This window comes from Arthrobacter sp. BI5, from assembly GCF_056680065.1.
Window position 1 is genome coordinate 465362 of record NZ_CM155264.1, and the last position, 22053, is coordinate 487414.

A 22053-nucleotide genomic window follows, 5' to 3' on the forward strand; every position below is an offset into this window, starting at 1 on the left:
GCGGCCCGGCTTCAACTCCGCCCCGCCCTAACCCCGCCGGCCGGCTACCGCAGCAGCGTATTGATCAGCCGCGCGGCGACCGTGGCGGTGCGGCCGTCGACGTCGAACTCCGGGTTCAGCTCCGCGACATCAAGGTGCAGCAGTTTCCCGCTCGCGGCCACCTGCCGGCAGACCGCTGCGATCACCGGCAGCGGGACGCCGTAGGCGGCAGGGGCGCTCACCCCGGGTGCCACCGACGCCGGCAGCACGTCCAGGTCGATCGTCAGGTACAGCGCGTCCACCTGGGCCAGGAACGCGGCCACGAACGCCTGCGCGGCGTCCGCGGAGCAGTCCTCGTCCAGCAGGTAGTCCACGCCCAGATCCGCCGCGGTCCGGAACAGCGCACGGGTGTTGTTCGGTTCGGAGATCCCGACGACGGCGTACTTCAGTTCGCGGCCCGCGGCGGCTTCCGCCCGGGCCATCTGCAGGAACGGGGTGCCGGAACTGGGCACGGGCTCGTCGCGGAGGTCGAAGTGGGCATCCAGGTTCAGCACCCCCAGGCTCAGGCCTTCGCGGACCGCGGCGGACCCGGCGACGCCCAGGTAGCTGGCGAACGCGGTTTCATGGCCGCCGCCCAGGACCACGGGCAGGGCGCCGGCGTCGAGCAGCCCGGTGATGGCCAGTCCGGCCCGCGCCTGCCCGGCCTCGAGCGTGTCCCCGGCCACGGTGACATCGCCGGCGTCGTGGATTTCCCGGTCCAGGTGGAAGGCGAGCGGGCCGAGCGCGGCGCGGATGGCGGCGGGTGCGGCAGCCGCCCCGACCCGGCCCTTGTTGCGCCGCACGCCGGCGTCGCTGCCGAAGCCGAGGATGACGGCGGGCCGGGCGGCGGGGGAGCGGGCCGGCTGCGGGTGCGCAGCCGGGTGCCCAGTGTGGGGCGTTACCGCCTGCCACCAGCGGCGGTGGTCGGCGCCGTCGCCGTCGAACCTTCCGGTCCAGGGCTGCGGCGGGACATCAACGGCGGGGTTGGCGGAAGGCATGTCCCTAGCTCACCGCAGCCCGGGGCGGAAAACCAGCAGCGCCGCCGTCGGGGTGTCCGAAATCCCGGAAACCCCGGCTTAAACGCCGCCGAGATGACATTTGGCGGCAATGTTTTCCAAAAACACTGCCGCCAAATGCCATCTCGGCGGAGGGGGAGGGCCGGGATCCTTAGTGCAGGCCGAGCGCGGCCTCGATCGGGCCGATCCCGAAGAACAGCAGGAACGCGGCGGCCACAACCCACATCAGCGGGTGCACTTCGCGGGCGCGGCCCTGGACCAGGCGGATCAGCACAAAGGAGATGAAGCCGGCGCCGAGGCCGTTGGCGATCGAGTAGGTGAACGGCATCAGCGTGAAGGTCAGGAACGCGGGGATCGCGATGCCCCAGTCCTGCCAGTCGATCTTGCCGACCTGGGAGACCATCATGAAACCGACGACGACGAGCGCCGGGGCCACGGCTTCGAACGGGACCAGGTTGATCAGCGGGGTGAAGAACATGGCGACCAGGAACAACAGGCCGGTGACGATCGAGGCCAGGCCGGTGCGGGCGCCTTCGCCGATGCCGGCGCCGGATTCAACGTAGATCTGGTTGGAGGAGACGGACGCGCCGCCGCCCACGATCGCGCCCAGGGCGTCAATCTGCAGCACGCGGTCCACGTTGGGGATGTTGCCGTCCTTGTCGATGGTGCCGGCCTCGGTGGCCAGGCCCACCATGGTGCCCATCGCGTCGAAGAAGATGCTCAGCAGGATCACGAACGCCAGCAGGGTCGCGGCGACGAAGCCGAGGTGCTCGAACGCGCCGAACGGGTTGGCCTTGCCGATCAGGGACAGGTCCGGGGCGGCCCATTCGGTGAACTTGGGCGCCACCAGGGACCAGCCCTGCGGGTTGAAGTTCTTGCCGTCAAAGCTGGGCCCGATGTGCAGGGTGAATTCCAGGATCACGGACAGGATGGTGGAGGTGATGATGCCGATCAGGATCGCGCCCTTGACCTTGCGGACCACCAGGGCGATGGTCAGGATCAGGCCGACCACAAACACCAGCGTGGGCCAGCCCAGCAGCTTGCCGTCGAAGCCGAGGCCGACGGGCACGGTGGTGCCGGCGACGTCAGGGATGCGGCGGACGAAGCCGGCGTTGACCAGGCCGATCAGGGCGATAAAGAGGCCGATGCCGACCACGATCGCGGTCTTGAGCCCTTCCGGGACGGCCTTGAACACGGCGGTCCGGAAACCGGTCAGCACCAGGATCAGCATGGTGACGCCGGAGAGGACCACCAGGCCCATCATGTCCGGCCAGGTCAGGCCCGGGTTGGTGGCGACGGTGACGGCCACGAACGCGTTGACGCCCAGGCCGGTAGCCAGCGCGAAGGGGTGCTTGGCCCAGGCCCCCATCAGGATCGTCAGGATGCCCGCCGCGAAGGCGGTCACGGCGGCGACAGCCGGGAAGCCGAGCGTCCCGCCGGACGAATCCGGGCCGGAAAGGATCAGCGGATTCAGCACCACGATGTAGCTCATGGCAAAGAACGTGGCGAACCCGCCACGGATCTCGCGCGAGAAGTTCGACCCCCGCTCGGAAATCTTGAAATACCGGTCGAGTGCAGAGCCCTGCTTAAGCATTGGTCCTCCGGGAGGGAAAGGGGGTGTTAGCTAAATCCTATTAGGCGTGACGGCGCCCACCTGCCAAATTCGCCTAGTCTGTAAGGAAGCCAACACAAGGAGCAGTTCTTCCATGCGTTCAATCCGAGAACTTCCGGGCGCCTTGCTGGGCCTGATCACCGCCGTGGCGGTCCTGCTGGGCATCGCGCTCCTGGGTGCCGCTCCGGCGTTGGCCCACGACGCCGTGGAGTCCACCAGCCCGGCCGCCGGCGCGACGCTGCCCACCCCGCCGGCCTCGGTGTCACTCACGCTCACCAACAAACCGCTGGCGATCGGCACGCAGATCAAGGTCAGCGACGCCGCAGGGACCAACTGGGCCGACGGCGCGGTGGAGATCGTGGACAACGTGGCGTCGCAGAAGCTCAAGACGGGCGCACCGGCAGGGTCCTTCACCGTGCAGTGGCGGGTGGCCAGCGCGGACGGTCACCCGATCGAGGGCACCTTCACCTTCACCGCCGCGGCGGCGGCGGGCGCAGGTTCGACGGCGGTCGGCACGGCCCCGGCGTCGGGATCGGTACCGACGCTGGGTACCGCCCAGCCGGGAACCACGGTCGCGCCCTCGTCCCCGGCCCCGGACGCCTCGCAGCCCTTCCCGTGGAGCATCGTGATCTTCGTGGCGGTGGCGGTGGGCATCCTGGTTGCCTTGGGCCTGATGGCGAAGCGGCGGCTTAAAGACGGCGCCGGCCCCAACGGAGACGAGAGCGCCGGAACCGACGGCGAAGCCGGCTCCTAGGCCGGCAACGCCAGGCCCGCTGGCAGCAGCGACGGCATACCCTCCGGGTGGACCTTGGCGGAAATCGCCTGGCCCACCAGCTTGGCCTGGCGCAGGACTTCCTTCGGCGTGGGAGTGATCAGCTCGCCGACACCGACGAGGTACATGCCGAGCGCGTGCATGGCCGCCATCAGGTTCTGGCCTGCGGCCACCCCCATGTCGGCAAGCATGCGGCGCAGTTGGCTGTGCGCGCAGCGGGTCAGCACCAGATGGTCGGCGTACAGGATGCCATTGGGCGTGCTGACGGCCCACTGCTGCGCCGGGTGTCCGGCTTCTTGGAAGTCAAGGCCCTCGACCGCCCGGCCGTCCGCCTCCAGGTGGTCCAGCTGCAGAGCCCGCACGTTGTTGCGGATGTCGAGGCTGTGGCTGGCGGCGTAGTTCCGCAGGTGGCGCAGGATTTCGTTGCGCTCCCTGAGGGTGGCAGCGTCCGCCGCGTCGCAGCGCTGCAGCGAGGAGGTATTGGCCGGGTTTCCGGCACCGAGCAGGTCCAGTCCGTCAACCACGATGGCTCCGACACCCCGGCGCTGCAGTTCGCTGGCGACCGCCAGTCCGGACAGGCCCGTGCCGATGACCACAGTGCTGGTCCGTTCGATACCGCCGTACACAGGCATGCTCGACACTGCGGGGTCCCTCCTCGAATGGTGCGGATTCCGGGCCGATGCCCGGAACGCTGGTCCGGCGATCCGTCCTGACGCGCCCCGCAAGGGAGCCGGCGATCTGAAAGACGAGTCTCGGTTCAGCAATGCCTCAGAGGATACCCAAGATTGCGGGCTGTGAACAGGGCCTGTCCGGCTTTGCTATTTGCGCGGCTTTACGGCGTTTTAACCAGGCTCCGGCAGGCCCGGCCGCCGCCGCTGCGCGGGTTTCGGGCCCGGGCACAAAGTATGTAAACACCTGGTAAATCCTGCCTGCGCCTCCAGTGGACGCCGCACCCTGACACTTCTGGCAGAATAGCCGCAACACAGCCACGTAACGCGAGGAGGCGGACCCCATGGCCCGAGAACAGGTGTACCCGGATCCGGCGGGGGACGACGCCGGCGAGCGGTCCGCTCCTCGGGGGATCGTCGTCGGCGTGGACGGCTCGGAGCACAGCCACTGTGCCCTGGTCTGGGCCGCCCGCGAAGCGGCGCGACGGGGCAGCCCGCTGCACATCGTGACCGCCTACTCGGTGCCCGTCTTCGCCGCCTCCGGGCTGGATGGCGGGTACGCCACGGTCGACGATTCAGTCATCCGGGAGGGCGCCGAAGCCATCCTGAAGCAGGCAATGGACAAGGTAGCCGGCTACAACATCGACGTCGATGCGTCGGTGGAGAACGGGGACGCCTCCGGGGTCCTGCTGGACATGACCGAAACCGCCGAACTGCTGGTTTTCGGCACCCGCGGCCGGGGCGGCTTCGTAGGCCGGCTCCTCGGATCGGTCAGCAGCGCGCTTCCCGCGCACGCCAAGTGCCCCACGGTCACGGTGCCGCTCATCTGCGGCGACCGGCTGGGCGAAACCACGCAGGACAAACACGTCCGGGCCGAACGGGAAAAATCCGGCCACCAGCCGGTCGAAAACGTCGTGGTGGTGGGCGTGGACGGCTCCGAGCAGGCCCGGGTGGCGGTCCTGGAGGCGGCGGCCCAAGCCGAACGGCTCTCCGCGCCGCTGCGCCTGGTCTGCGCGGTCCCGCAATACAGCGGCTCCCTCGCCTGGGTCCCGGCCCCGATGGACCGCGAAGCCCTCTTCGCGGATATCCGCGTCCAGCTCGACGCCGGCGTGGCGTGGCTCAAGGGCCACTTCCCGCGGCTCGAGGTTGAAACCCAGCTTGTGGACGGCTCCCCGATCGACATCCTCGTCGAGGCCAGCCGGCACGTGGAACTCGTAGTGGTGGGCACCCGCGGCCGCGGCGGCTTCACCGGGATGCTGCTGGGATCCACGTCCGACGGGATCCTGCACCACGCCAAGGGCCCGGTGATGGTGGTCCCGGACCGTGAGGACCCGCGGCTGGCCGACCGGGCCAGCTTCGGCCCGATGCTCGGCGACTCCTAGCCCACCGCCGGGACCGCATGCTTCGTCGTTGAAGGGGGCCGGCAGATGGGGCAGCTACCCGATCCAGGAGCGCCGCGGCGGCGCCCACCGCAACCGCCGGAACCGACGCCGGGGCTGGTGGTCGCCCTGGAGCAGGCCGGCGCGGAGCTGCTGCCCGCCGTGGGCGGCAAGGCGGCCAACCTCGGCGAACTGCTGCGCGCAGGGCTGCCGGTTCCGCCGGGTGTCTGCCTGACCACCCGGGCCTACCGGCAGGCCACGTCCACTGCCGCGCTCGACGCCGTCCACGCAGAGCTGGCCGCGGCCGCGCCCCGGGACCTCGCCAGGCTCGCCGGACTGGCCGCCGCCGCCCGCCGGCTGGTCCTGGCCGCAGAAGTTCCAGCGGAGATTAACGCGGCCGTGCAGGACGCCTACGCGGCGCTGGGCCCGGACGTCCCGGTGGCGGTGCGCTCCTCCGCCACCGCCGAGGACCTGCCCTTTGCCAGCTTCGCCGGCCAGCAGGACAGCTTCCTCAACGTCGTGGGCGTCGACGCGGTCCTGGCCGCGGTCCGGCAGTGCTGGGCCTCGCTCTGGACGGACCGCGCCGTGAGCTACCGCGCCGCCCACGCGATCGGCCCCGGGTCGGTGGCGCTTGCGGTGGTGGTCCAGCGGATGGTGGACGCAGCGGTGGCCGGAGTCCTGTTCACCGCGAATCCGGTCACCGGCCGGCGGCACGAAGCGGTCATCGACGCCAGCCCGGGCCTCGGCGAGGCGGTGGTGTCCGGGGCGGTCAACCCGGACCACTTCGTCGTCGACAGCGCCACCCGGCGGATTCTGGAGCGCCGGATCGGCAGCAAAAAACTGGTCATCCGGCCGCTGCCGGGCGGCGGAACCGAACGGATCGTCCAGCCCGACGCCGGCACGGCGCCCTGCGTCGACGACGCCCGGCTGCTGGCGCTGGAGCTGCTGGGCCGCCGCGCGGAAGTGCACTTCGGCGCGCCGCAGGACCTCGAATGGGCGATCGACGGCGCGGCGCGGCATGGTTGACGCAGTCCCGGGCCATCACCACGCTCTACCCCTTGCCCGAGCGTGCGACGGTCCGGGACGGGACCCGCGTCTACCTGTGTTTCAGCCTGGCCCAGGGCCTGACCCGCCCGCTGACCCCAATGGGGCTGGCGGCCTTCCGGCTGATCGCCTCGTCCGTGGCCCGTGCGGCGCAGTTCGAGGTCCCCGCCCCGCATGACGGGCCGGCGCCGTACGTCCAGGCCGGGCAGCGGCTCTTCTTTGACCTGACCCCGGTGGTGCGCAGCGCCGTCGGACGGGCGATCGTTCCCCGGGTGTTCGACGTGATGGAGGCCCGCTCCGCGGCCGTGTTGCGGCAGCTGTTCCAGGACCCCCGCTTTTCGGTTACCAGCCGGTCCCCGTGGCGGGTGCTGCGGCACATCGGCCCGGTGGCGGTGCGGGCCCGGGTCCCCGGCTCGCTGCTCCGGGCACTGTTCCGGCCGGAGGCGGCGCTGCGCCGGGCGGAGCAGTTCGGTAAACGGTTCCGGGCCGCCCTGGTAGTCCCGGCCGGTGCCACCGCGGAGCAGCGGCTGGACCACGTGGAGCGGATCCTTGGCCGGGAGCTCTTTCCGGTGGTGCCCAACATCCTGCCCCTGCCGGCCCTGGGCTTCGCCCTGCTGGCGGCCGCCGGCAGGCTGCTGGGCCCAAAACCCGGACCGGGGGCGCTGCAACAGGTGCTGCGGGGACTGCCCCGCAACGTCACCACGGAAATGGACCTGGCGCTCTGGCAGCTCGCCGCAGCCATCCGGGCCGACGCCGAGTCCGCAGCGGTGTTCGACGGCGCGGCGGTCACCGACGACGGCTCCCGCGACGGTGCGGCGGTCCCGGACCGGGTCCGCCGCTACCGGGCGGGAACGCTGCCCTCCGGCGTGCAGTCAGGGCTCACCGCTTTCCTGGGCCGCTACGGCCACCGGGCCGTGGCGGAAATCGACGTCGGGATGCCGCGCTGGTCCGATGACCCTGCCTACATCTTCGGAGTCCTGGCCAACTATCTGCGCCTGGAGGACCCCGGCCAGGCCCCGGACCGTCAGTTCAGCAGGGCCGCCCGGGACGCCGAGGCCCAGGTGGAGCGGCTCGCCGCGGCCGCGGGGGAGCGAGGCAGGCTGCGTGGCGCGGTGGTGCGGGCGGCGCTGAGACGCACCAGGATGTTCGCCGGGCTGCGGGAACTGCCGAAGTACCACATCGTGGAGGCCCTGGCCGCGGTCCGGGTCCAACTTCAGGCCATCGGGACGGAGCTGGCGGCGGCCGCCCGCATCACGGATCCGGACGATGTCTTTTTCCTGGACCTGGTCGACGTCCGGCAGGCCCTCGCCGGGGCGCCGCTGCAGGACCTGGTGGCGCAGCGCCGGGAAGCCTACGTCCGGGAACTTGGCCGCCGGCACATCCCGCGGGTGCTGCTCTCGGACGGGACGGAACCGGAGGCGCGGCCGGGCGGTGCCGGCCGGACAGCAGCGGGAAACCCGGGGCTCCTGACCGGCAGCCCGGCCTCGGCCGGCACCGTCACCGCCAGGGCCCGTGTCATCCTGGAGCCACAAGGGGCGCAGCTGGAGCCCGGCGAGATCCTCGTGGCGCCCTCGACGGACCCGGGCTGGACGCCGCTGTTCCTGACCGCCGGCGGACTGGTGATGGAAATGGGCGGCCCCAACTCGCACGGCGCCGTCGTCGCCCGGGAATACGGGATTCCCGCCGTCGTCGGGGTTCCGGAGGCCACCTCGCTGATCGCCACCGGGCAGGACATTACGGTTGACGGCGGCGCCGGCACCGTGCTGCCGGCGGTCCCGCTGCAGGCTCCGGACGGCGGTGCGGAAGAATCTGCCGGCGCCCGGTGATCCCTGCCGATTCCGGGCGTAACCTTGAATGATGAGCCATATTGGAGCGCGGTCATAATGACCCGTACCTGGTTGCGCTGGCTGCCGGCCGCAACCGTCCCTGCCGTGATCGCCGCCGGCGTGCTGACGGGATCCCTGCCGGCCAGCGCGCAGGATCCGCTGCCGGCCAAATCCCCCCAGCAAGTGCTGGAGCTGGTAGCCCAGCACCGCCAGACATCCTTCTCCGGGACCCTGGAACAGACCTCCGAGCTGGGCCTGCCGGAACTTCCGCAGACCGGTCCGGGAACGGCCTCGGCCGACACCGCCTGGCTGGAACTCCTGACCGGACCGCATACGGCCAGGGTTTACCGCGACGGGGCGCAGAACGCCCGCGTCCAGGTGATGGACCGGCTCGCCGAGCGCGACGTCATCCGGCACGGCAACGAGCTTTGGTTCTACAACTCCAAGGACAACACCGCCGCGCACGCGGTGCTCCCGGCCCGGTCCGGAGACCGCCACCCGTCCGGCCAGGAGTCCGTGCCCACCCCGGACGTGCTGGCCGCGAAGCTCCTCGCCACGCTGGACCGCAGCAGCGATGTGAGCGTCGGCGCGGACGTGGAGGTCGCCGGGCGCGCCGCCTACCGCCTGGTGCTCACGCCCCGCTCCTCGACCACGCTGCTGGCCTCGGTGGCCGTTTCGGTCGACGGCCAAAGCGGCATGCCGCTCGGCGTCGAGCTGAGGGCGCGCGGCCAGGCCGAACCGGCGTTCAGCGTCGCCTTCACCAAGCTTTCGCTGGAGGCCCCGGACGCCGCCATCTTCCAGTTCAGCCCGCCGCCCGGCGCCACCGTCAAGGAGCTCCCGGTTCCGGACCACAAGGCAGCCGGCGCCAAGGAACGGCCCGGTCCGGCCACGAAGGCCCCCGCCGCGGCTGCGCAGGACAAAGCCAAAATCAGCGGGACCGGCTGGGAGTCCATCGTCGAACTGCCCGCCGGCACCGTGCCCCAGGCAGCGCTGGGCAACGGCACCCCGCAGCAACAGGGCAAACCCGGAAGCGCGGCGTCGCTGCTGGCCCAGGCCGCGGTCCCCGTGGCCGGTGGCAGGCTCCTCTCCAGCGCCCTGCTGAACGTGCTGATCCTGGACGACGGCCGCATCCTCGCCGGGTCGGTCCCGCTCGAGCGGCTCCAGGCCGCAGCTGCCGCCCGGTGACCGCCGTCGCGCCTTCCGCCGAACTGAGCATCGAGACCCGGGGCCTGAGCAAGCGCTTCGGCCGGCAGCTGGCGGTCGACGGCGTCGACCTGGCGGTACCCAAAGGCTCGGTCTTTGGTTTCCTGGGCCCCAACGGCTCGGGCAAGACCACCACGATCCGGATCATGCTGGGCCTCGCGGCGGCGTCGAGCGGCTCGGTCCGTGTCCTGGGCGAGGAGATGCCGCGGCAGCTGCGCGCGGTGCTGCCCCGGGTGGGCGCCCTGGTGGAAGGGCCGGCGTTTTACCCCTTCCTCTCCGGCGCCGCGAACCTGCTGCGCTTTGACGCCGCGGATCCGGAAGCCCCCGCCGGGACCCGGCGCGCCCGGGTGCACGCAGCGCTGGAACGGGTGGGCCTGGCGCACGCCGCGGACAAAAAGGTCCGGGCCTATTCGCTGGGCATGAAGCAACGGCTGGGGATCGCCAACGCGCTGCTGGCACCCCGGGAGCTCCTGGTGCTGGATGAGCCGACCAACGGCCTGGACCCGCAGGGTACCCGCGAGGTGCGGCACCTCGTCCGGTCCCTCGCCGCGGACGGCGCCACCGTGTTCGTCTCCAGCCACCTGCTGGCCGAAGTGGAACAGATCTGTACGCACGCCGCCATCATGAGCGCCGGCCGCCTGGTGGCCCAGGGCCCCCTGCCCGAACTGCGGCAGGCCGGGCAGGCCAGGGTCCGGCTGCTGACCCCGGACCCCGGCGCCGCCACCCAGGTGATGGCCGGCCTGGGACTGCAGGTCGACGGCGGGAGGCCCGACGGCGGTGCTTCCGTCGGCGGGACCGCCGGGACCTGGGGCGAGGTGCTGTATGCTCCGCTGCCCGCCGGTCCCGGCGCCGGCGCCCCCTCGCCGGAGAAGCTGGTGGCGGAGCTCGTGGCGGCCGGCGTCAGGGTCCGCGGCTTCGCCGTCGAACAGGGCAGCCTCGAGGACCGCTTCGTCGAATTGACCGGGGAGGGGTTCGACGTTGCGCAATGATCCGCCCGCCCCGAGTCCAGGCGACCCCGCCCCCGGGGAGCCTCAGCTGACGGCTGCCCCGCCGGCCGCTTCGGCGCCGGCCGCTGCCGCTTCAGCGCCGGCCGCTTCGGCGCCGGGGGTGGCCAGGGCACCGGGCCTGCGGCTGCTCGGCTCCGAGCTGAGTGTGCTCTTCCGCCGCCGCCGGACCTGGGCCATGTTGCTCGCCCTGGCCGCCATCCCGGTGCTGATCGCCGTGGCCGTGCGGCTCTCCTCGGCGGTGCCGGCCGGCCGCGGGCCCGCGTTCCTGGACCGGATCAGCCAAAACGGCCTGTTCGTCGGCGTTACGGCCATGCTGGTCGCCGTCCCGTTATTCCTGCCCCTCACGATCGGGGTGGTCGCAGGCGACACCTTGGCCGGCGAGGCCGGGCTGGGGACGCTCCGCTACCTCCTGGCTGCCCCGGCGGGGCGGGGTCGGCTGCTGGTGGTCAAGTACGCCGGGGCCGCCGTGTTCGCCGTCGCAGCTCCGTTCACGGTGGCCCTGGTCGGGGCAGGCATCGGAGCGGCGCTGTTCCCGGTGGGGCCGGTGACCCTGCTTTCCGGCGACTCGATCGGCGCCGGCGAGGCGTTCGGGCGGCTGCTGCTGATTGCCGCCTATCTGGCGGTTTCACTTGTGGGACTGTCCGCCATTGGCCTGTTCATGTCGTCCCTGACGGACGTGCCCGTCGGTGCGATGGCGGCCACGGTGGTGCTGGCCGTCGTCGCCCAGGTTGCCGACGCGCTGCCGCAGCTGGAGTGGCTGCACCCGTGGCTCTTCACGCACCGGTGGCTCGACTTCGCCGACCTGTTGCGCCAGCCCGTCGCCTGGGAATCGTTCGCCGCCAACGCGCTGCTGCAGGGCGGCTACCTGGCCTTCTTCGGCGCCCTCGCCTACGCCTGCTTCACCACGAAGGACGTGCTCTCCTAGGACCGACGAGATCCCGGGGACCCGTGAACGGTGCCGACTGCCAGAACGGCCTAACCGCGCGGAGCGCCGAGTGATGTGCCCTCGGGCATCGGGGATTGCGCGCCGGCCATGAGGGCAAAGTAACCCGGAACCCGTTGCGGCCGGCCGGCGGGGTTCATGGGGATGACCTCGATGTCGATCGGTCCGTCCGCGAGGGTGCCCCACCTTGTGTCGGGGAAGACGCTGCGTCGCTCCGCGGCGCCGAAACGCCCCGGGCGGGGCAGGTTTTGCAGGGCCCGCTGCAAGGGTGCGGGTACGTGTCCTCTTGTTGCACCCAGTTCGGCCAGGTAGTCGAGGCTGTTTCCGGGGAAATTTGTTTCGGCTAAAAACACGCGTCCGGCTCCCCCGACGATGGTGCTCAGGTTGTCCGCCAGCGCGGCTTGTTTGGCTGGTTTGAGGACGTGAAACACTCCGCGGATGAAAACGTTCGCGGGCCCTAGTCGCTCCAAGAGGAGTTCTCCGGCGCCCGCCTCCGTGGCGTCCAGGACTGCGTAAGCGGGGTTCTGGCTGTCGCTGGTTTCCCCAGTGGCCCTCGCAACGGCGCTGGCGGAGACATCAACCCCGAGGACCTTGGGGAAAAGGGAGCCAAGCCATCTGCTGTACGTCCCGTTGCCGCATCCGATGTCGATGACGGGCAGGTCCGGATCAAAATGCGCGAGAACTATCTCTGTGTACTGTTTGCGCTCGGCCGCGGAGCCGGCGTCCCAGAGAACGTCTCCTTTGTCACCCGTGGCACGTATGCCGGTCCAGTATTGTTCCCAGGCTGCATGCGGGTCTTTCGGCGCACCGGACACCAGGCGCGATACGGTCGGGACTAGCAGCATTCGGTCCCAAAACTTCGGCATAGACAAACATTACCGCCGGGGCTCGGAGCCGCTGATCCGTTCGAGTATCGCCGCGGCGGGGCCGGGGCGTCCCAAGTAATAGCCCTGCCCGTAGAGGCAGCCCATTGCTTGCAGCTGAGCGGCCTGTTCGGCGGTTTCGATGCCCTCGACGATCGCTTCCAGTTCGGCTGCCGATATCAATTGCAGGATGGCAGCAACGAATTTCTGTTGCTGGAGGTCGGATTCGAGGTTTTTGATGAGGGAGTGGTCAACCTTCACTGTGTCGGCGGGAAGGGTCCGAAGGTAGCTGATGGATGAATAGCCGGTGCCGAAGTCATCGATCTGCAGCCCGACGCCGAGGGCGCGGAGTTTTTCCAGTACCTGTTCTTCTCCCGTACCCCGGGACATAAGTACGCTCTCGGTAATCTCGAGGACCAGGCGGGACGGTTCGATGTCATTTTTCGCCAGGGTCCCGCTGACGTCTTCGAGCAGATCGTTTCGAAGGAGTTCGGCGGCCGAGAGGTTGATGTGCAGGCAGAAATCCGATAGCTCGGGTGCGGCTCGTTTCCAGCGGCCCAGTTGGGAGATTCCTTCGTGGAGCACCCACCGTCCAAGTTCCTGGATCAGGCCGGTTTCTTCGGCGATCCCAATGAAGCTGTCCGGCATGATTGTGCCGTGTACGGGGTGGTGCCACCGGACGAGGGCCTCGACACCGGCGACTCTGCCGGACGCTAGTTCGACTACCGGCTGGTAAAGCAACGCCAGCTGGCCACTATCAGCTGCCGTTCGTAGTTCGGCGGTGATCCGCGATCTTTCCTGAACGGCATTGAGCATATCCGGGTGGAAGAGCTGGACCTTGTTCCTGCCCTGGGCTTTGGCTTGATACATCGCAATGTCGGCACCACGCACCAGTTCCTCTGCCGAGTACCCGGCGCCGCGGATACAGATGCCGATGCTGCCCGTGCTCCAGACCGTTTCTGTGCCAATATCCACGCTTTCCTGTAGGGCTTCCCAGGCCCGGTGCGCGATGAGCATGATTTCTTCGGTGCTGGCTCCGACGATGAGGACCGCGAATTCATCGCCGCCGAGCCGCGCCACGGTGTCGCCAGCCCGCACGACGGAACGCAGTCGGCGGGAGACCTCGACCAAAACGGCGTCGCCGGCGCTATGGCCCAAGGTGTCGTTGACAGCCTTGAATGAATCCAGATCCAGTATGAGCACGGCGGGGGCATCTTCGCCGACCGGGCCGGTCTGGATTGCCTCGTGGATCCGCTCGTTGAGTAAAGTCCTGTTGGCCAGACCGGTCAGAGCATCGGTCTTGGCCATATGCTCCAGTTCCACCTGCGTTCGACGCAACATGGCCGTTCGGGCCGCCACGCGATCCTCAAGGTCCGAGTAGATATACCCGAGCTCTTCGGCCAGGAGATTGACGCCGGTAATGACGGCGTCGATGGCATCTCTTTGTTCTGAGGGCTCGATACGCGCGCTCAGCTCTCCGGCGGCCAGCCGGACAATGCCGTCAACCAACTGCTGCAGGCGCGGGTCCTCGATGCCCTCCTCAGGGCTCATGTGTCCCGGACCGAGGAAAAATACGGTGAAGTCCGGCGCGCCGCTGGTGCTGCTGCTGAGTCGCCAGATCCCGACCTCTACGGCTCGGCATAGAGCCAGTCCGTCGCCTCGTCGCGGGAGGTGAAGAAGCGCGTAGGGCAGGGAGGTATATGCACGCCGAGAAAAAAGTTCGCCAGGACCCGGTCCACCGGTGAACGCCCCAACAAAGCGATCCGGGCGGCGTCGCAGGGAATCGACCAGATGCTTCTGGCTTCCCGGCTCACCGAGGCGACGGTAGCCATGTCGACAAGCATCGGGTGAGGCACGCCGCGGCATATTTCATTGACTTTCGCCATTGCGGCCCTGGCGTCCTCTACCTCAATGTTGATCCCAGGCGACCACAGCAGGTGAACGAGGCCGTCGTCGCGCAGTACGACGCTGCCCTTGCCGCCGTCCACGGTCTCCGGTGCTACGACCACGTCACCTCCTGAATGGACCGCCGAGCTTTTCGACAGTGTCTCAAAGGTACTCCGGAGTTCCGGGTGCCCTGTTGCAGCGGACACGAATTGATGAGCGCATTTTTCGGCCCGTTCCTGAGCAGCCGCCCCGAATGCGCCGACTCAGTACCGGGCGGCGTACGGGTACAACTGCATCCCGGACATGGATGCAAGGTCCGTCACGGTAAGCCCGCTCTCCGGGTTCAGCGCCTGGACCACGCGGCCGCCACCCAGGTAGATGGCCACGTGGTAGAAGCCCGGGGCGGAGCCCCAGACCAGCAGGTCGCCGGGCTGCGCCGCGGAGAGGGGCACGTGCACCGGAGCCTGCGCGTACTGCTGGGCAGCCGTGCGCGGCAGCTGCTTGCCGGCTGCGGCGAACGCGTTCTGGACCAGGCCGGAGCAGTCGAAGCCGTAGGCGCCGGTGCCGCCGTACTGATAGAAGTACGGCGAACCGACCTTGTTCAGGGCCGCGGAAATTGCCACCTGGTTGGAACCGCCCGGCGCGGGAGCAGGAGCAGGAGCAGGAGCAGGAGCAAGTACGGGCGCCGGAGGGGCGGGACGCGGCGCGGGTGCCGGTGCCGGACGGGGTGCCGGCGCGGGAGCGGGCCGGATGGGTGCGGGCTGGACCGGTGCTGGCTGGACGGGCACCGGGACGGTGGGAACCGGCTCCGGCACGGCCGGTGACCGGGGCGCCGCGGGCGGCGTCGGCGTTGTACCGGCCGGGCGCGCCGGCGAAACCGGCCCAGGCTCCGCTGCCCGGGCAGGCTCCGGGCCGGCGGCAGCCGCCGCGGTAAGTGCCGCGAGCCGTGCCTGCTGGCGTTGCCGGTCCAAAGCATCCACCCGGGCGGACTCCAGTGCCACGGTGGTGTTCCGCAGCGAGGCCAGCTGGCCTACCAGGATTTTCCGCTGGGCGGCGGCATCGGACACCGCTTTTTGCCGGTCCTTGTCGGCGCGTTCGGCGTCGGTCTTGCGGGACTCCGCGGTGCGGGCAGCGTCGTCGGCGGCGCGGTCCGCGTCCGCAGCGGCGTCCTTCGATGACCGCGCGGCGGCGGCAGCATTCTCCGCGGCCTGGAAGGCGCGGTTCCGGCCGGCAGCCACCGCCTCGAGCGTGGCGGCCTGCTGGAGCGCCTCGCCGTTCCCGCTTACCAGGCTGAGCGCCGGTGTCATGCCGCCATTGCGGTAAAGGTCGCCGGCGAGTTGGCCGATCAGCCGGCGGGCTTTCTTCTGCTCGGCCTCGGCGGCCGCGGCCTTGGCCTCCGCCAGGGCGGCGGCGTCCCGCCTGATCTGCAGTTCCACCAGGGCGTCCGCATAGGCGTTGTTGGCGGCGAGTGAGGTGGCCAGGCCAGCTTCCTTGGCCGCAGAGGCGTCCGCCAGGATCCGGTCGATCCGGGTCACCTGGTCCGCCGTCGCGCGTTCACTGGACTTGGCCGCGGCGATTTCCCCGGGCGTGGGCAGCTCCGGCGCGGCCGGCACCCCCAGGGACGGAGCGGGCCGTGCGGCCCCGGGGGAGGCCTGGGCCGGGACAGCAAGTGCGCCGAGCAGTACGACGGCGGTGCAGAGTGCCGCAGCCTTGCCGCCGGATCCGGTCCAAGCCATGGAAAACCTCGTTGCAGTTAGGCTGGCGCGAGCGAGGTAGGAATGTGGCACGTGAATGGCCCCTCTGCGGATCGCCCAGCAGGGACGAGGCTACGTGCCATACGCCACTTTGGCAACAAAGGGCACATCAGTAACATAAACAACAAGCATGTGATTTGGGCACACCCTACGGGGCGTGTCGTGCCGTTCGACGGTGGTTCCGGGCCGCCGAAAGCAGTTCCGGGCAGTGCCGGCCGTACAGGCGACGGGCCGTCAGGCGTGCTGGTGGGCCTCGTGTTCCGCGTGGGTGACCGGTTCGAGCTGGAAAGTGCAGTGCTCGGTGTCGAAGTGTGAGCCCAGGCAGCTGACCAGCTTGTCCAGCACCCGGTCCGCCCCGCGGGCTCCGAGCGCCGCATCCTCCACCACCACGTGGGCGGAGAACACCGGCACCCCGGAGGTGATGGTCCAGATGTGGATGTCGTGAACGGACACCACGCCGTCCACGGCCAGGATGTGCTCGCGGATCATCTGGACATCCACTCCCTTGGGAGTGGCTTCGAGCAGCACGTCCACGACGTCGCGGAGCAGGTGCCAGGCCCGGGGCAGGATCATCAGCGCGATCAGGATCGAGGCAATGGTGTCCGCGGCCTGGTAGCCGGTAGCCATGATGACGATCGCGGCGACAATGACGGCGAAGGAGCCCAACAGGTCGCCCAGGACCTCCAGGTACGCGCCGCGGACGTTGAGGCTTTCCTTCTGGGCGCCGCGCAGGATCAACAGCGAGACCAGGTTGGCCACCGCACCCAGGACGGCGGCGGAAAGCATGACGTCGGTCTGGACCTCGGGGGCCGAGCCGAGGCGCCGGATGGCCTCGGTAAAGATGACCACGGAAATGACGATCAGGACCAGCGCGTTGGCCAGCGCGGCGAGGACCTCGGCCCGCTGGTAGCCGTAGGTCCGCGCATCATTCGCCGGACGCGCGGCGATCCAGGCGGCGAGCAGCGCGATGAAGACGCCGGCGGCGTCGGAGAGCATATGCCCGGCGTCGGCGAGCAGCGCCAGCGAGCCGGAGACCAGGGCGCCCACAACCTGGATTAGGACCACGGATAGGGTGATGCCCAGCACGGCGATCAGGCGCTTGCGGTGCCTCCCGGTCGCCGTCATCCCGTGCGAGTGGCTGTGGTCGTGTCCCATGCCTCCAAGGCTAGTCGTACTGGAGGCGGCTAGCCCCAGCCGAGTTCGTGCAGCCGCTCGTCGCTGATGCCGAAGTGGTGCGCGACCTCGTGGACCACGGTGACCGTCACTTCCTCGACCACGTCCTCCCGGGAGGCGCAGAGCTCCAGGATCGGCCGGCGGTAGATGGTGATCCGGTCCGGCAGCGAGCCGGCGTCCCACCAGGAGTCCCGCTCGGTCAGCGGCACGCCCTCGTAGAGACCCAGCAGCACCGTGTCCGGGTCCTCGCCGGGTTGCGGGGTGTAGTCGTCTTCGATGAAGACGGCCACGTTGTCCATGGTCTTCGCCAGTTCCGGCGGGATGCGGTCCAGGGCGTCGCCCACCGCGGCTTCGAACTCGTCCTCGGACATCGGGAACGGACCGGGTCCGCCGTCGTGGACGGTACCGTCGTTGTTGTTTCCGCCGGGAATGATCGGCAGGCCGGGCGGAAGGGAGGCGGACATCTCCCTGCCCCTAGGACCTGGCCGGAGTGCCGGGCAGGGCCCGGGAACGGCGCCGGGTCAGGGCCACGCCGGCGAGGCAGATCATGCCGCCCACCAGGCCCCAGACGGTGGGAATTTCGCCCAGCACCAGCCAGGAGATCAGGATGGTGGTGCCGGGCACCAGGTAGGTGGTGGCGGCAAGCCTGCCGGCGTCGATCAGCGAGAGCGCGTACGCCCAGGTGGTGAATGCGATTGCGGTGGGGAAGACGCCGAGGTAGACCAGCCCCAGCGTTGCGGGCAGCGGAGCGGCCTGCAGTTCGGCGACGAGCTGGCCGCTGAACGGCAGGCAGCACACTGCGCCGACCATGATGCCGAACCAGGTTGCCTGGGCCGCGGGGAATTTCCGGAGCACCGGCTTCTGCACGATCACGCTCACCGCCGCGAGGGCGGCCGCGAGCAGGCAGAGCAGCACGCCGGCTAGGTCCGCCGTCGACCGCTGGCCGGAGCCGAGGGCGATTACCGCAACTCCGCCGAACGCGACCAGGCTGCCGATGATCAGCCAGCGCGGGAAGCCTTCCTTCAGGATGATCCCGGCCATCACGGCGACCAGGATGGGGTTGACGTTGATCAGCAGGGCGGCGGTGCCGGCGTCAAGCAGGTGTTCGGCGGCGTTCAGGGCGACGTTGTAGCCGCCGAACCACATCACGCCGTAGGCCAGGATGGGCCACCACTCGCGGCCCCGCGGGAGCACGGCGGCCCTGCGGAACTTGGGCAGGACCACCAGGCCCAGCACGACGGCGGCCACGGCAAGCCGCCCCAAGGTTAGCGGCCCGGGGGAGAAGCTGGGGCCGACGGCGCGGATGCCCACGAAGGCCGACGCCCAGAGCACCACGGTGATAATGACGGCGGCGATTCCCAGCCCGCTGATCTGCCCGGGCCGGAGGGCCGCGCGTGCTGCGGCCTGCGGGGCTGCTTCGTGGGCGCTGCCGGGGTGGGTAGTGTCCGGGTGCGTGCTGTCCGGGGAGGGGGAGCCGGTCTCGGCTGTTGTTGCCATGCTGCCAATCTAGCCGGTGCGGCGGCCCGGCAGCTGGCGGAAATCGGCCAGGTCTAGTCGAGATCCTGCCAACCTGTAGCCAAGCCCAGCTCCGTACCCGGCCCCGTCACCGGCCCGGAGTTACCGGAGCGGACGGGCGGCGGCCTGGATTGCCGCGGCGACCTCGTCAAGTGCGGCCGATCCATGCCGCCATTGCTGCCAGTGGAGCGGAACATCCACGTGCCCCGCTGGATCCAGGGCCACCACCGTGCCGTGTTTCAGCTCCTCCGCTATTTCAATTTCGGGGAGCAGCCCCCACCCCATTCCCCAGCGGATGGCCTCGCCAAACTCGTTGGCGGCCGGTATGTAGTGCCGTGGCGGTTCCAGTGCCGCGCGGCTCACCGACCGAAGGTACCGGTCCTGCAAATCATCCTTGCGGTCGAAAACGATGACTGGTGCGGCGGCGAGCGTTTCTGCCGTGGCGCCGTCGGGAAACCACCGGGCGGCAAAGCCGGGCGTACAGACCGGGAGGTAGCGCATCACGCCCAGCCGCCGGGAGGAGCACCCGGGCGCCGCCTTGGCCGTGGTGGTGATGGCGGCGGCCGCGGCGCCGCTGCGCAGGAGCTCCAGCGAATAATCCTGGTCCTCGCGGAGGACTTCGAGCTGGACCCTTCCCGCCACCGCGGCCAGGCCGGCCAGCGCCCAGGTGTGCAGGGAATCACTGTTGATCACCAGCGTCAGTCGAGTCCGCCCTTGGGGTTCCTCCGGCTGCAGCTCCCCGGTGAGGTCCGCGGAGAGCAGCTCCAGCTGCCGGGCGAAGCGCACCACGGCCTGGCCGGACTCCGTGAGTTCCGCCGGCCGCGCCCGGGTCAGCACCGGGCGGCCGACGGCCGTCTCGAGGGCGCGGATCCGCTGGCTGATGGCCGAGGGCGTCACGGATAAGTGGGCGGCGGCGGCATCAAAACTTCCGTGAGCGACGATCGCCGCCAGTGTCCGTGCCTGCTCCGGGGAAATGTCGATCATTAGCTCATCTTATGTAGGAACAGAAAGATTAGCTGTCTTCATCTCTATTCGGCGCTTACCGTCGAAGGGTGATCCTCCCCGTGTTTGCCGGCCTCTCCGCCGGCCTGTCCCTCATTGTTGCCATCGGTGCCCAGAATGCGTTCGTCCTTCGCCAGGGTATCCAGCGCTCGCATGTGGCCATGGTGGTGGCCGTCTGCGCAGTCTCGGATCTGGTGCTGATCCTGCTGGGCGTCGCGGGCATCGGCGTGCTGTTGGACCAGGCGCCCGCCGCCCTGGTGGTGATCAGATGGGCGGGGGCCGCCTTCCTGCTGGTCTACGGGGCGCTTGCGGCCCGGCGCGCGGTCCGCGGGGAACAGCTGGACCTGCCCGGAGACAAGCCCCCGGGAAGCAGGGCGGCCGTGCTGGCCACCTGCCTGGCCTTCACTTGGCTGAACCCGCACGTCTACCTGGACACCGTCCTGCTGCTCGGCTCACTCGCGGCCGCCCAGGGCGAGACCGGCCGCTGGTGGTTTGCCGCCGGGGCCGGACTTGGGAGTATCGCCTGGTTCACTGCCCTCGGTGCGGGGGCGCGGTTCCTGTCGCCGGTGTTCCGGCGCCGGGCGGCCTGGCGGGTGCTCGACGCCGGAATCGCCGTCGTGATGGTCACCCTCGCCGTGTTGCTGCTCGCCTGAGTGCCGTGCCGGCAGTCGCTACGTGCCGCGTCGGGACCACTCGAGGAGCCGGTCCACCGGCCAGGTGGTGATGATCCGCTCCGCAGGAACGCCGTTCCGGGCGGCCCGTTCCGCACCGTATTGCAGGAAATCCAGCTGGCCAGGCGCGTGCGCGTCGCTGTCGATGCTGAACAGGCACCCGGCGTCGAGGGCCACTTGGATCAGTTCGTCCGGCGGGTCCTGGCGTTCCGGGCGGGCGTTGATCTCGACGGCGACGCCGCCTTCCGCGCACGCCGCGAACACCCGTTTCGCGTCAAACTCCGACGGCGGCCGCGTCCCGCGGGAGCCGTTCAGGAGTCGGCCGGTGCAATGGCCAAGCACCCGGGTGTGCGGGTCCTCGATGCCGGCCAGCATTCGCCGGGTCATGGTCCGGCGGTCGGAGCGGAGCTTCGAGTGCACGCTGGCCACCACGATGTCGAGGCGGTCCAGCAGTTCCGGAGCCTGGTCCAGCGTCCCGTCCTCCAGAATGTCGACTTCGATGCCGGAGAGCAGCCGGACCTGGGGGTGGTCTGTGCCGTTTCCTGCCGATCCGGTCCCGGCGCCGATCCCGGCGATCACCTCCAGCTGTTCGGTGAGGCGCTCGGCGCTCAGGCCGTTCGCGATCCTGAGCGTGGGGGAGTGGTCGGTCAGGGCCAGGTACTCACGGCCCAGCGTCCGGGCCGCGTCCAGCATGGCCTCGATCGGCGAACCGCCGTCGGACCAGTCGCTGTGCGTGTGCAGGTCGCCGCGGAGGCTTGCCAGCAACTCCTGCCCGCCGGTGGCGAGCGGTTCGGCGCCTCGTTCGCGCAGGGCCGCAAGGTAGTCGGGAACGCCGCCGTCGACCGCTTGGGCGATCACCTCGAAGGTCCGGTCGCCGATCCCCTTCATCCGCTTCAGCCGGCCATCCGCCCGTCGTGCCGCCAGTTCCGCGGGGGAGAATCCGCCAATCAGTCCGGCCGCCTTGCGGAAGGCCTGCACCTTGTAGGTGGTGGCGCGTTCGCGTTCCAGCCAGAAGGCGATCTCATTGAGGGCAGCAAGGGCGTCCATCCGTCCATCATCCGCACAGCCCTACGGGCCCTGTCCAGAGCTTATTACCGTTTGGTGGAGCGGATTTTGGAGATTCCGGAAGTTGGCCCTATAGTTTTATAGGTCCAGTTCGGAGGAACCCGAAGGGAACAAAAACGAAGGCTTCGGCCCTTAATTTTTGCCCTTGGTTCAGTGTTTTTCCGGATGGCGTCCTGGCCCCCATCGTCTAGCGGCCTAGGACACCGCCCTTTCACGGCGGCGGCACGGGTTCGAATCCCGTTGGGGGTACGCAAGGAACTGGTCAAGCCGGATGAAAAAGTCTGGTAGGCTAAAGGCCTTGAAAAATTGCAGTAGCGATACTGCAGACAGCAAGAAACAGCAGTAAACAAGCAGCAAAAGCAAGGCCCTGTAGCGCAGTTGGTTAGCGCGCCGCCCTGTCACGGCGGAGGTCGCGGGTTCAAGTCCCGTCAGGGTCGCTCTGATTGCCAGAAGAAATTCCGGCCGTCATGGTGACACGTCACCTAGGCTCTGTAGCTCAGTTGGTAGAGCGTTCGACTGAAAATCGAAAGGTCACCGGATCGACGCCGGTCGGAGCCACCACTGGGAAGCATCAGTTCTTCGGAACTGGTGCTTTTCTTCTTTAACCCTATCGAGTGCCCCGAATCCCATCGACT

General features: G+C 69.5%; 18 protein-coding genes, 3 tRNA genes and 1 pseudogene. 10 read left to right on the plus strand and 12 right to left on the minus strand.

Annotation, left to right across the window (positions count from 1 at the left end):
- Positions 1-44 precede the first annotated feature (44 nt).
- Positions 45-1016 (minus strand): formimidoylglutamase, encoded by a 972-nt coding sequence (hutG, locus tag AC1MED_RS02245; RefSeq protein ID WP_479785249.1) that lies wholly within the window; start codon positions 1014-1016, stop codon positions 45-47.
- Between the two features lie 169 nt (positions 1017-1185).
- The gene (locus tag AC1MED_RS02250) at positions 1186-2628 is read right to left on the minus strand and encodes an NCS2 family permease (RefSeq protein WP_346958509.1); all 1443 of its coding nucleotides are present in this window, start codon (positions 2626-2628) and stop codon (positions 1186-1188) included.
- 112 nt (positions 2629-2740) lie between these two features.
- On the opposite strand from AC1MED_RS02250, the gene AC1MED_RS02255 reads away from it, so the two are divergent.
- Positions 2741-3400 carry a copper resistance CopC family protein gene (locus AC1MED_RS02255; RefSeq protein ID WP_479785250.1) on the plus strand — a complete coding sequence of 220 codons (660 nt, stop codon included), beginning with the start codon at positions 2741-2743 and terminating at the stop codon, positions 3398-3400.
- On the opposite strand, the gene AC1MED_RS02260 is transcribed toward AC1MED_RS02255, so the two are convergent.
- Positions 3397-4050, minus strand: a complete 654-nt coding sequence (locus AC1MED_RS02260) for an FAD-binding protein (protein ID WP_479786747.1) — start codon at positions 4048-4050, stop codon at positions 3397-3399. The genes AC1MED_RS02255 and AC1MED_RS02260 overlap by 4 nt on opposite strands.
- A gap of 380 nt (positions 4051-4430) precedes the next feature.
- Here AC1MED_RS02260 and AC1MED_RS02265 point away from each other — a divergent pair, with 380 nt between their 5' ends.
- From AC1MED_RS02265 to AC1MED_RS02285, 5 genes and pseudogenes are all read left to right on the plus strand, one after another.
- Positions 4431-5468: a universal stress protein gene (locus AC1MED_RS02265; RefSeq protein WP_479785251.1), complete on the plus strand. Its 1038-nt coding sequence runs from the start codon at positions 4431-4433 to the stop codon at positions 5466-5468.
- A gap of 45 nt (positions 5469-5513) precedes the next feature.
- Positions 5514-8335: pseudogene (locus AC1MED_RS02270) on the plus strand (PEP/pyruvate-binding domain-containing protein).
- Positions 8336-8392: 57 nt separating this feature from the next.
- Positions 8393-9520 (plus strand): LolA family protein, encoded by a 1128-nt coding sequence (locus AC1MED_RS02275; protein WP_479785252.1) that lies wholly within the window; start codon positions 8393-8395, stop codon positions 9518-9520.
- The gene (locus AC1MED_RS02280) at positions 9517-10527 is read left to right on the plus strand and encodes an ABC transporter ATP-binding protein (RefSeq protein WP_479785253.1); all 1011 of its coding nucleotides are present in this window, start codon (positions 9517-9519) and stop codon (positions 10525-10527) included. Before AC1MED_RS02275 ends, AC1MED_RS02280 begins: the two co-directional genes overlap by 4 nt.
- A 193-nt stretch (positions 10528-10720) precedes the next feature.
- On the plus strand, positions 10721-11470 hold the full coding sequence (locus AC1MED_RS02285) for an ABC transporter permease subunit (RefSeq protein WP_479786750.1): 750 nt from the start codon (positions 10721-10723) through the stop codon (positions 11468-11470).
- A 50-nt stretch (positions 11471-11520) separates the two neighbouring features.
- Here AC1MED_RS02285 and AC1MED_RS02290 read toward each other — a convergent pair whose 3' ends face one another.
- From AC1MED_RS02290 to AC1MED_RS02325, 8 genes are all read right to left on the minus strand, one after another.
- Entirely contained in the window at positions 11521-12333 is an 813-nt protein-coding gene (locus AC1MED_RS02290) for a class I SAM-dependent methyltransferase (protein WP_479785254.1), read from the minus strand.
- A 30-nt stretch (positions 12334-12363) separates the two neighbouring features.
- On the minus strand, positions 12364-13902 hold the full coding sequence (locus tag AC1MED_RS02295) for a putative bifunctional diguanylate cyclase/phosphodiesterase (protein WP_479785255.1): 1539 nt from the start codon (positions 13900-13902) through the stop codon (positions 12364-12366).
- Between the two features lie 77 nt (positions 13903-13979).
- Positions 13980-14360 carry a DUF7793 family protein gene (locus tag AC1MED_RS02300; RefSeq protein ID WP_479785256.1) on the minus strand — a complete coding sequence of 127 codons (381 nt, stop codon included), beginning with the start codon at positions 14358-14360 and terminating at the stop codon, positions 13980-13982.
- 141 nt (positions 14361-14501) lie between these two features.
- On the minus strand, positions 14502-15974 hold the full coding sequence (locus tag AC1MED_RS02305; RefSeq protein ID WP_479785257.1) for a C40 family peptidase: 1473 nt from the start codon (positions 15972-15974) through the stop codon (positions 14502-14504).
- A gap of 252 nt (positions 15975-16226) precedes the next feature.
- The gene (locus tag AC1MED_RS02310) at positions 16227-17147 is read right to left on the minus strand and encodes a cation diffusion facilitator family transporter (RefSeq protein WP_479785258.1); all 921 of its coding nucleotides are present in this window, start codon (positions 17145-17147) and stop codon (positions 16227-16229) included.
- 29 nt (positions 17148-17176) lie between these two features.
- The gene (locus AC1MED_RS02315) at positions 17177-17629 is read right to left on the minus strand and encodes a metallopeptidase family protein (protein ID WP_479785259.1); all 453 of its coding nucleotides are present in this window, start codon (positions 17627-17629) and stop codon (positions 17177-17179) included.
- A gap of 10 nt (positions 17630-17639) precedes the next feature.
- Positions 17640-18662 carry a DMT family transporter gene (locus AC1MED_RS02320; protein ID WP_479785260.1) on the minus strand — a complete coding sequence of 341 codons (1023 nt, stop codon included), beginning with the start codon at positions 18660-18662 and terminating at the stop codon, positions 17640-17642.
- Positions 18663-18782: 120 nt separating this feature from the next.
- Complete coding sequence (locus tag AC1MED_RS02325; protein WP_479785261.1) at positions 18783-19664, minus strand: ArgP/LysG family DNA-binding transcriptional regulator; 882 nt, start codon at positions 19662-19664, stop codon at positions 18783-18785.
- Between the two features lie 68 nt (positions 19665-19732).
- Between AC1MED_RS02325 and AC1MED_RS02330 the strand changes: the two genes are divergently transcribed.
- A complete protein-coding gene (locus tag AC1MED_RS02330) occupies positions 19733-20335 on the plus strand; it encodes a LysE/ArgO family amino acid transporter (RefSeq protein ID WP_346958522.1) in 603 nt (200 codons plus the stop codon).
- Positions 20336-20353: 18 nt separating this feature from the next.
- Here the strand turns inward: AC1MED_RS02330 and AC1MED_RS02335 are convergent, their stop codons facing one another.
- Positions 20354-21400 (minus strand): PHP domain-containing protein, encoded by a 1047-nt coding sequence (locus tag AC1MED_RS02335; protein ID WP_479785262.1) that lies wholly within the window; start codon positions 21398-21400, stop codon positions 20354-20356.
- Between the two features lie 194 nt (positions 21401-21594).
- Between AC1MED_RS02335 and AC1MED_RS02340 the strand changes: the two genes are divergently transcribed.
- The 3 genes from AC1MED_RS02340 to AC1MED_RS02350 all read left to right on the plus strand — a co-directional run bounded on the left by AC1MED_RS02340 (position 21595) and on the right by AC1MED_RS02350 (position 21979).
- Positions 21595-21667 (plus strand) — tRNA-Glu (locus AC1MED_RS02340).
- A 114-nt stretch (positions 21668-21781) separates the two neighbouring features.
- Positions 21782-21855: transfer RNA gene (locus AC1MED_RS02345), tRNA-Asp, on the plus strand.
- A 48-nt stretch (positions 21856-21903) separates the two neighbouring features.
- A tRNA-Phe gene (locus AC1MED_RS02350) sits at positions 21904-21979 on the plus strand.
- The last annotated feature ends 74 nt before the right edge of the window (positions 21980-22053 follow it).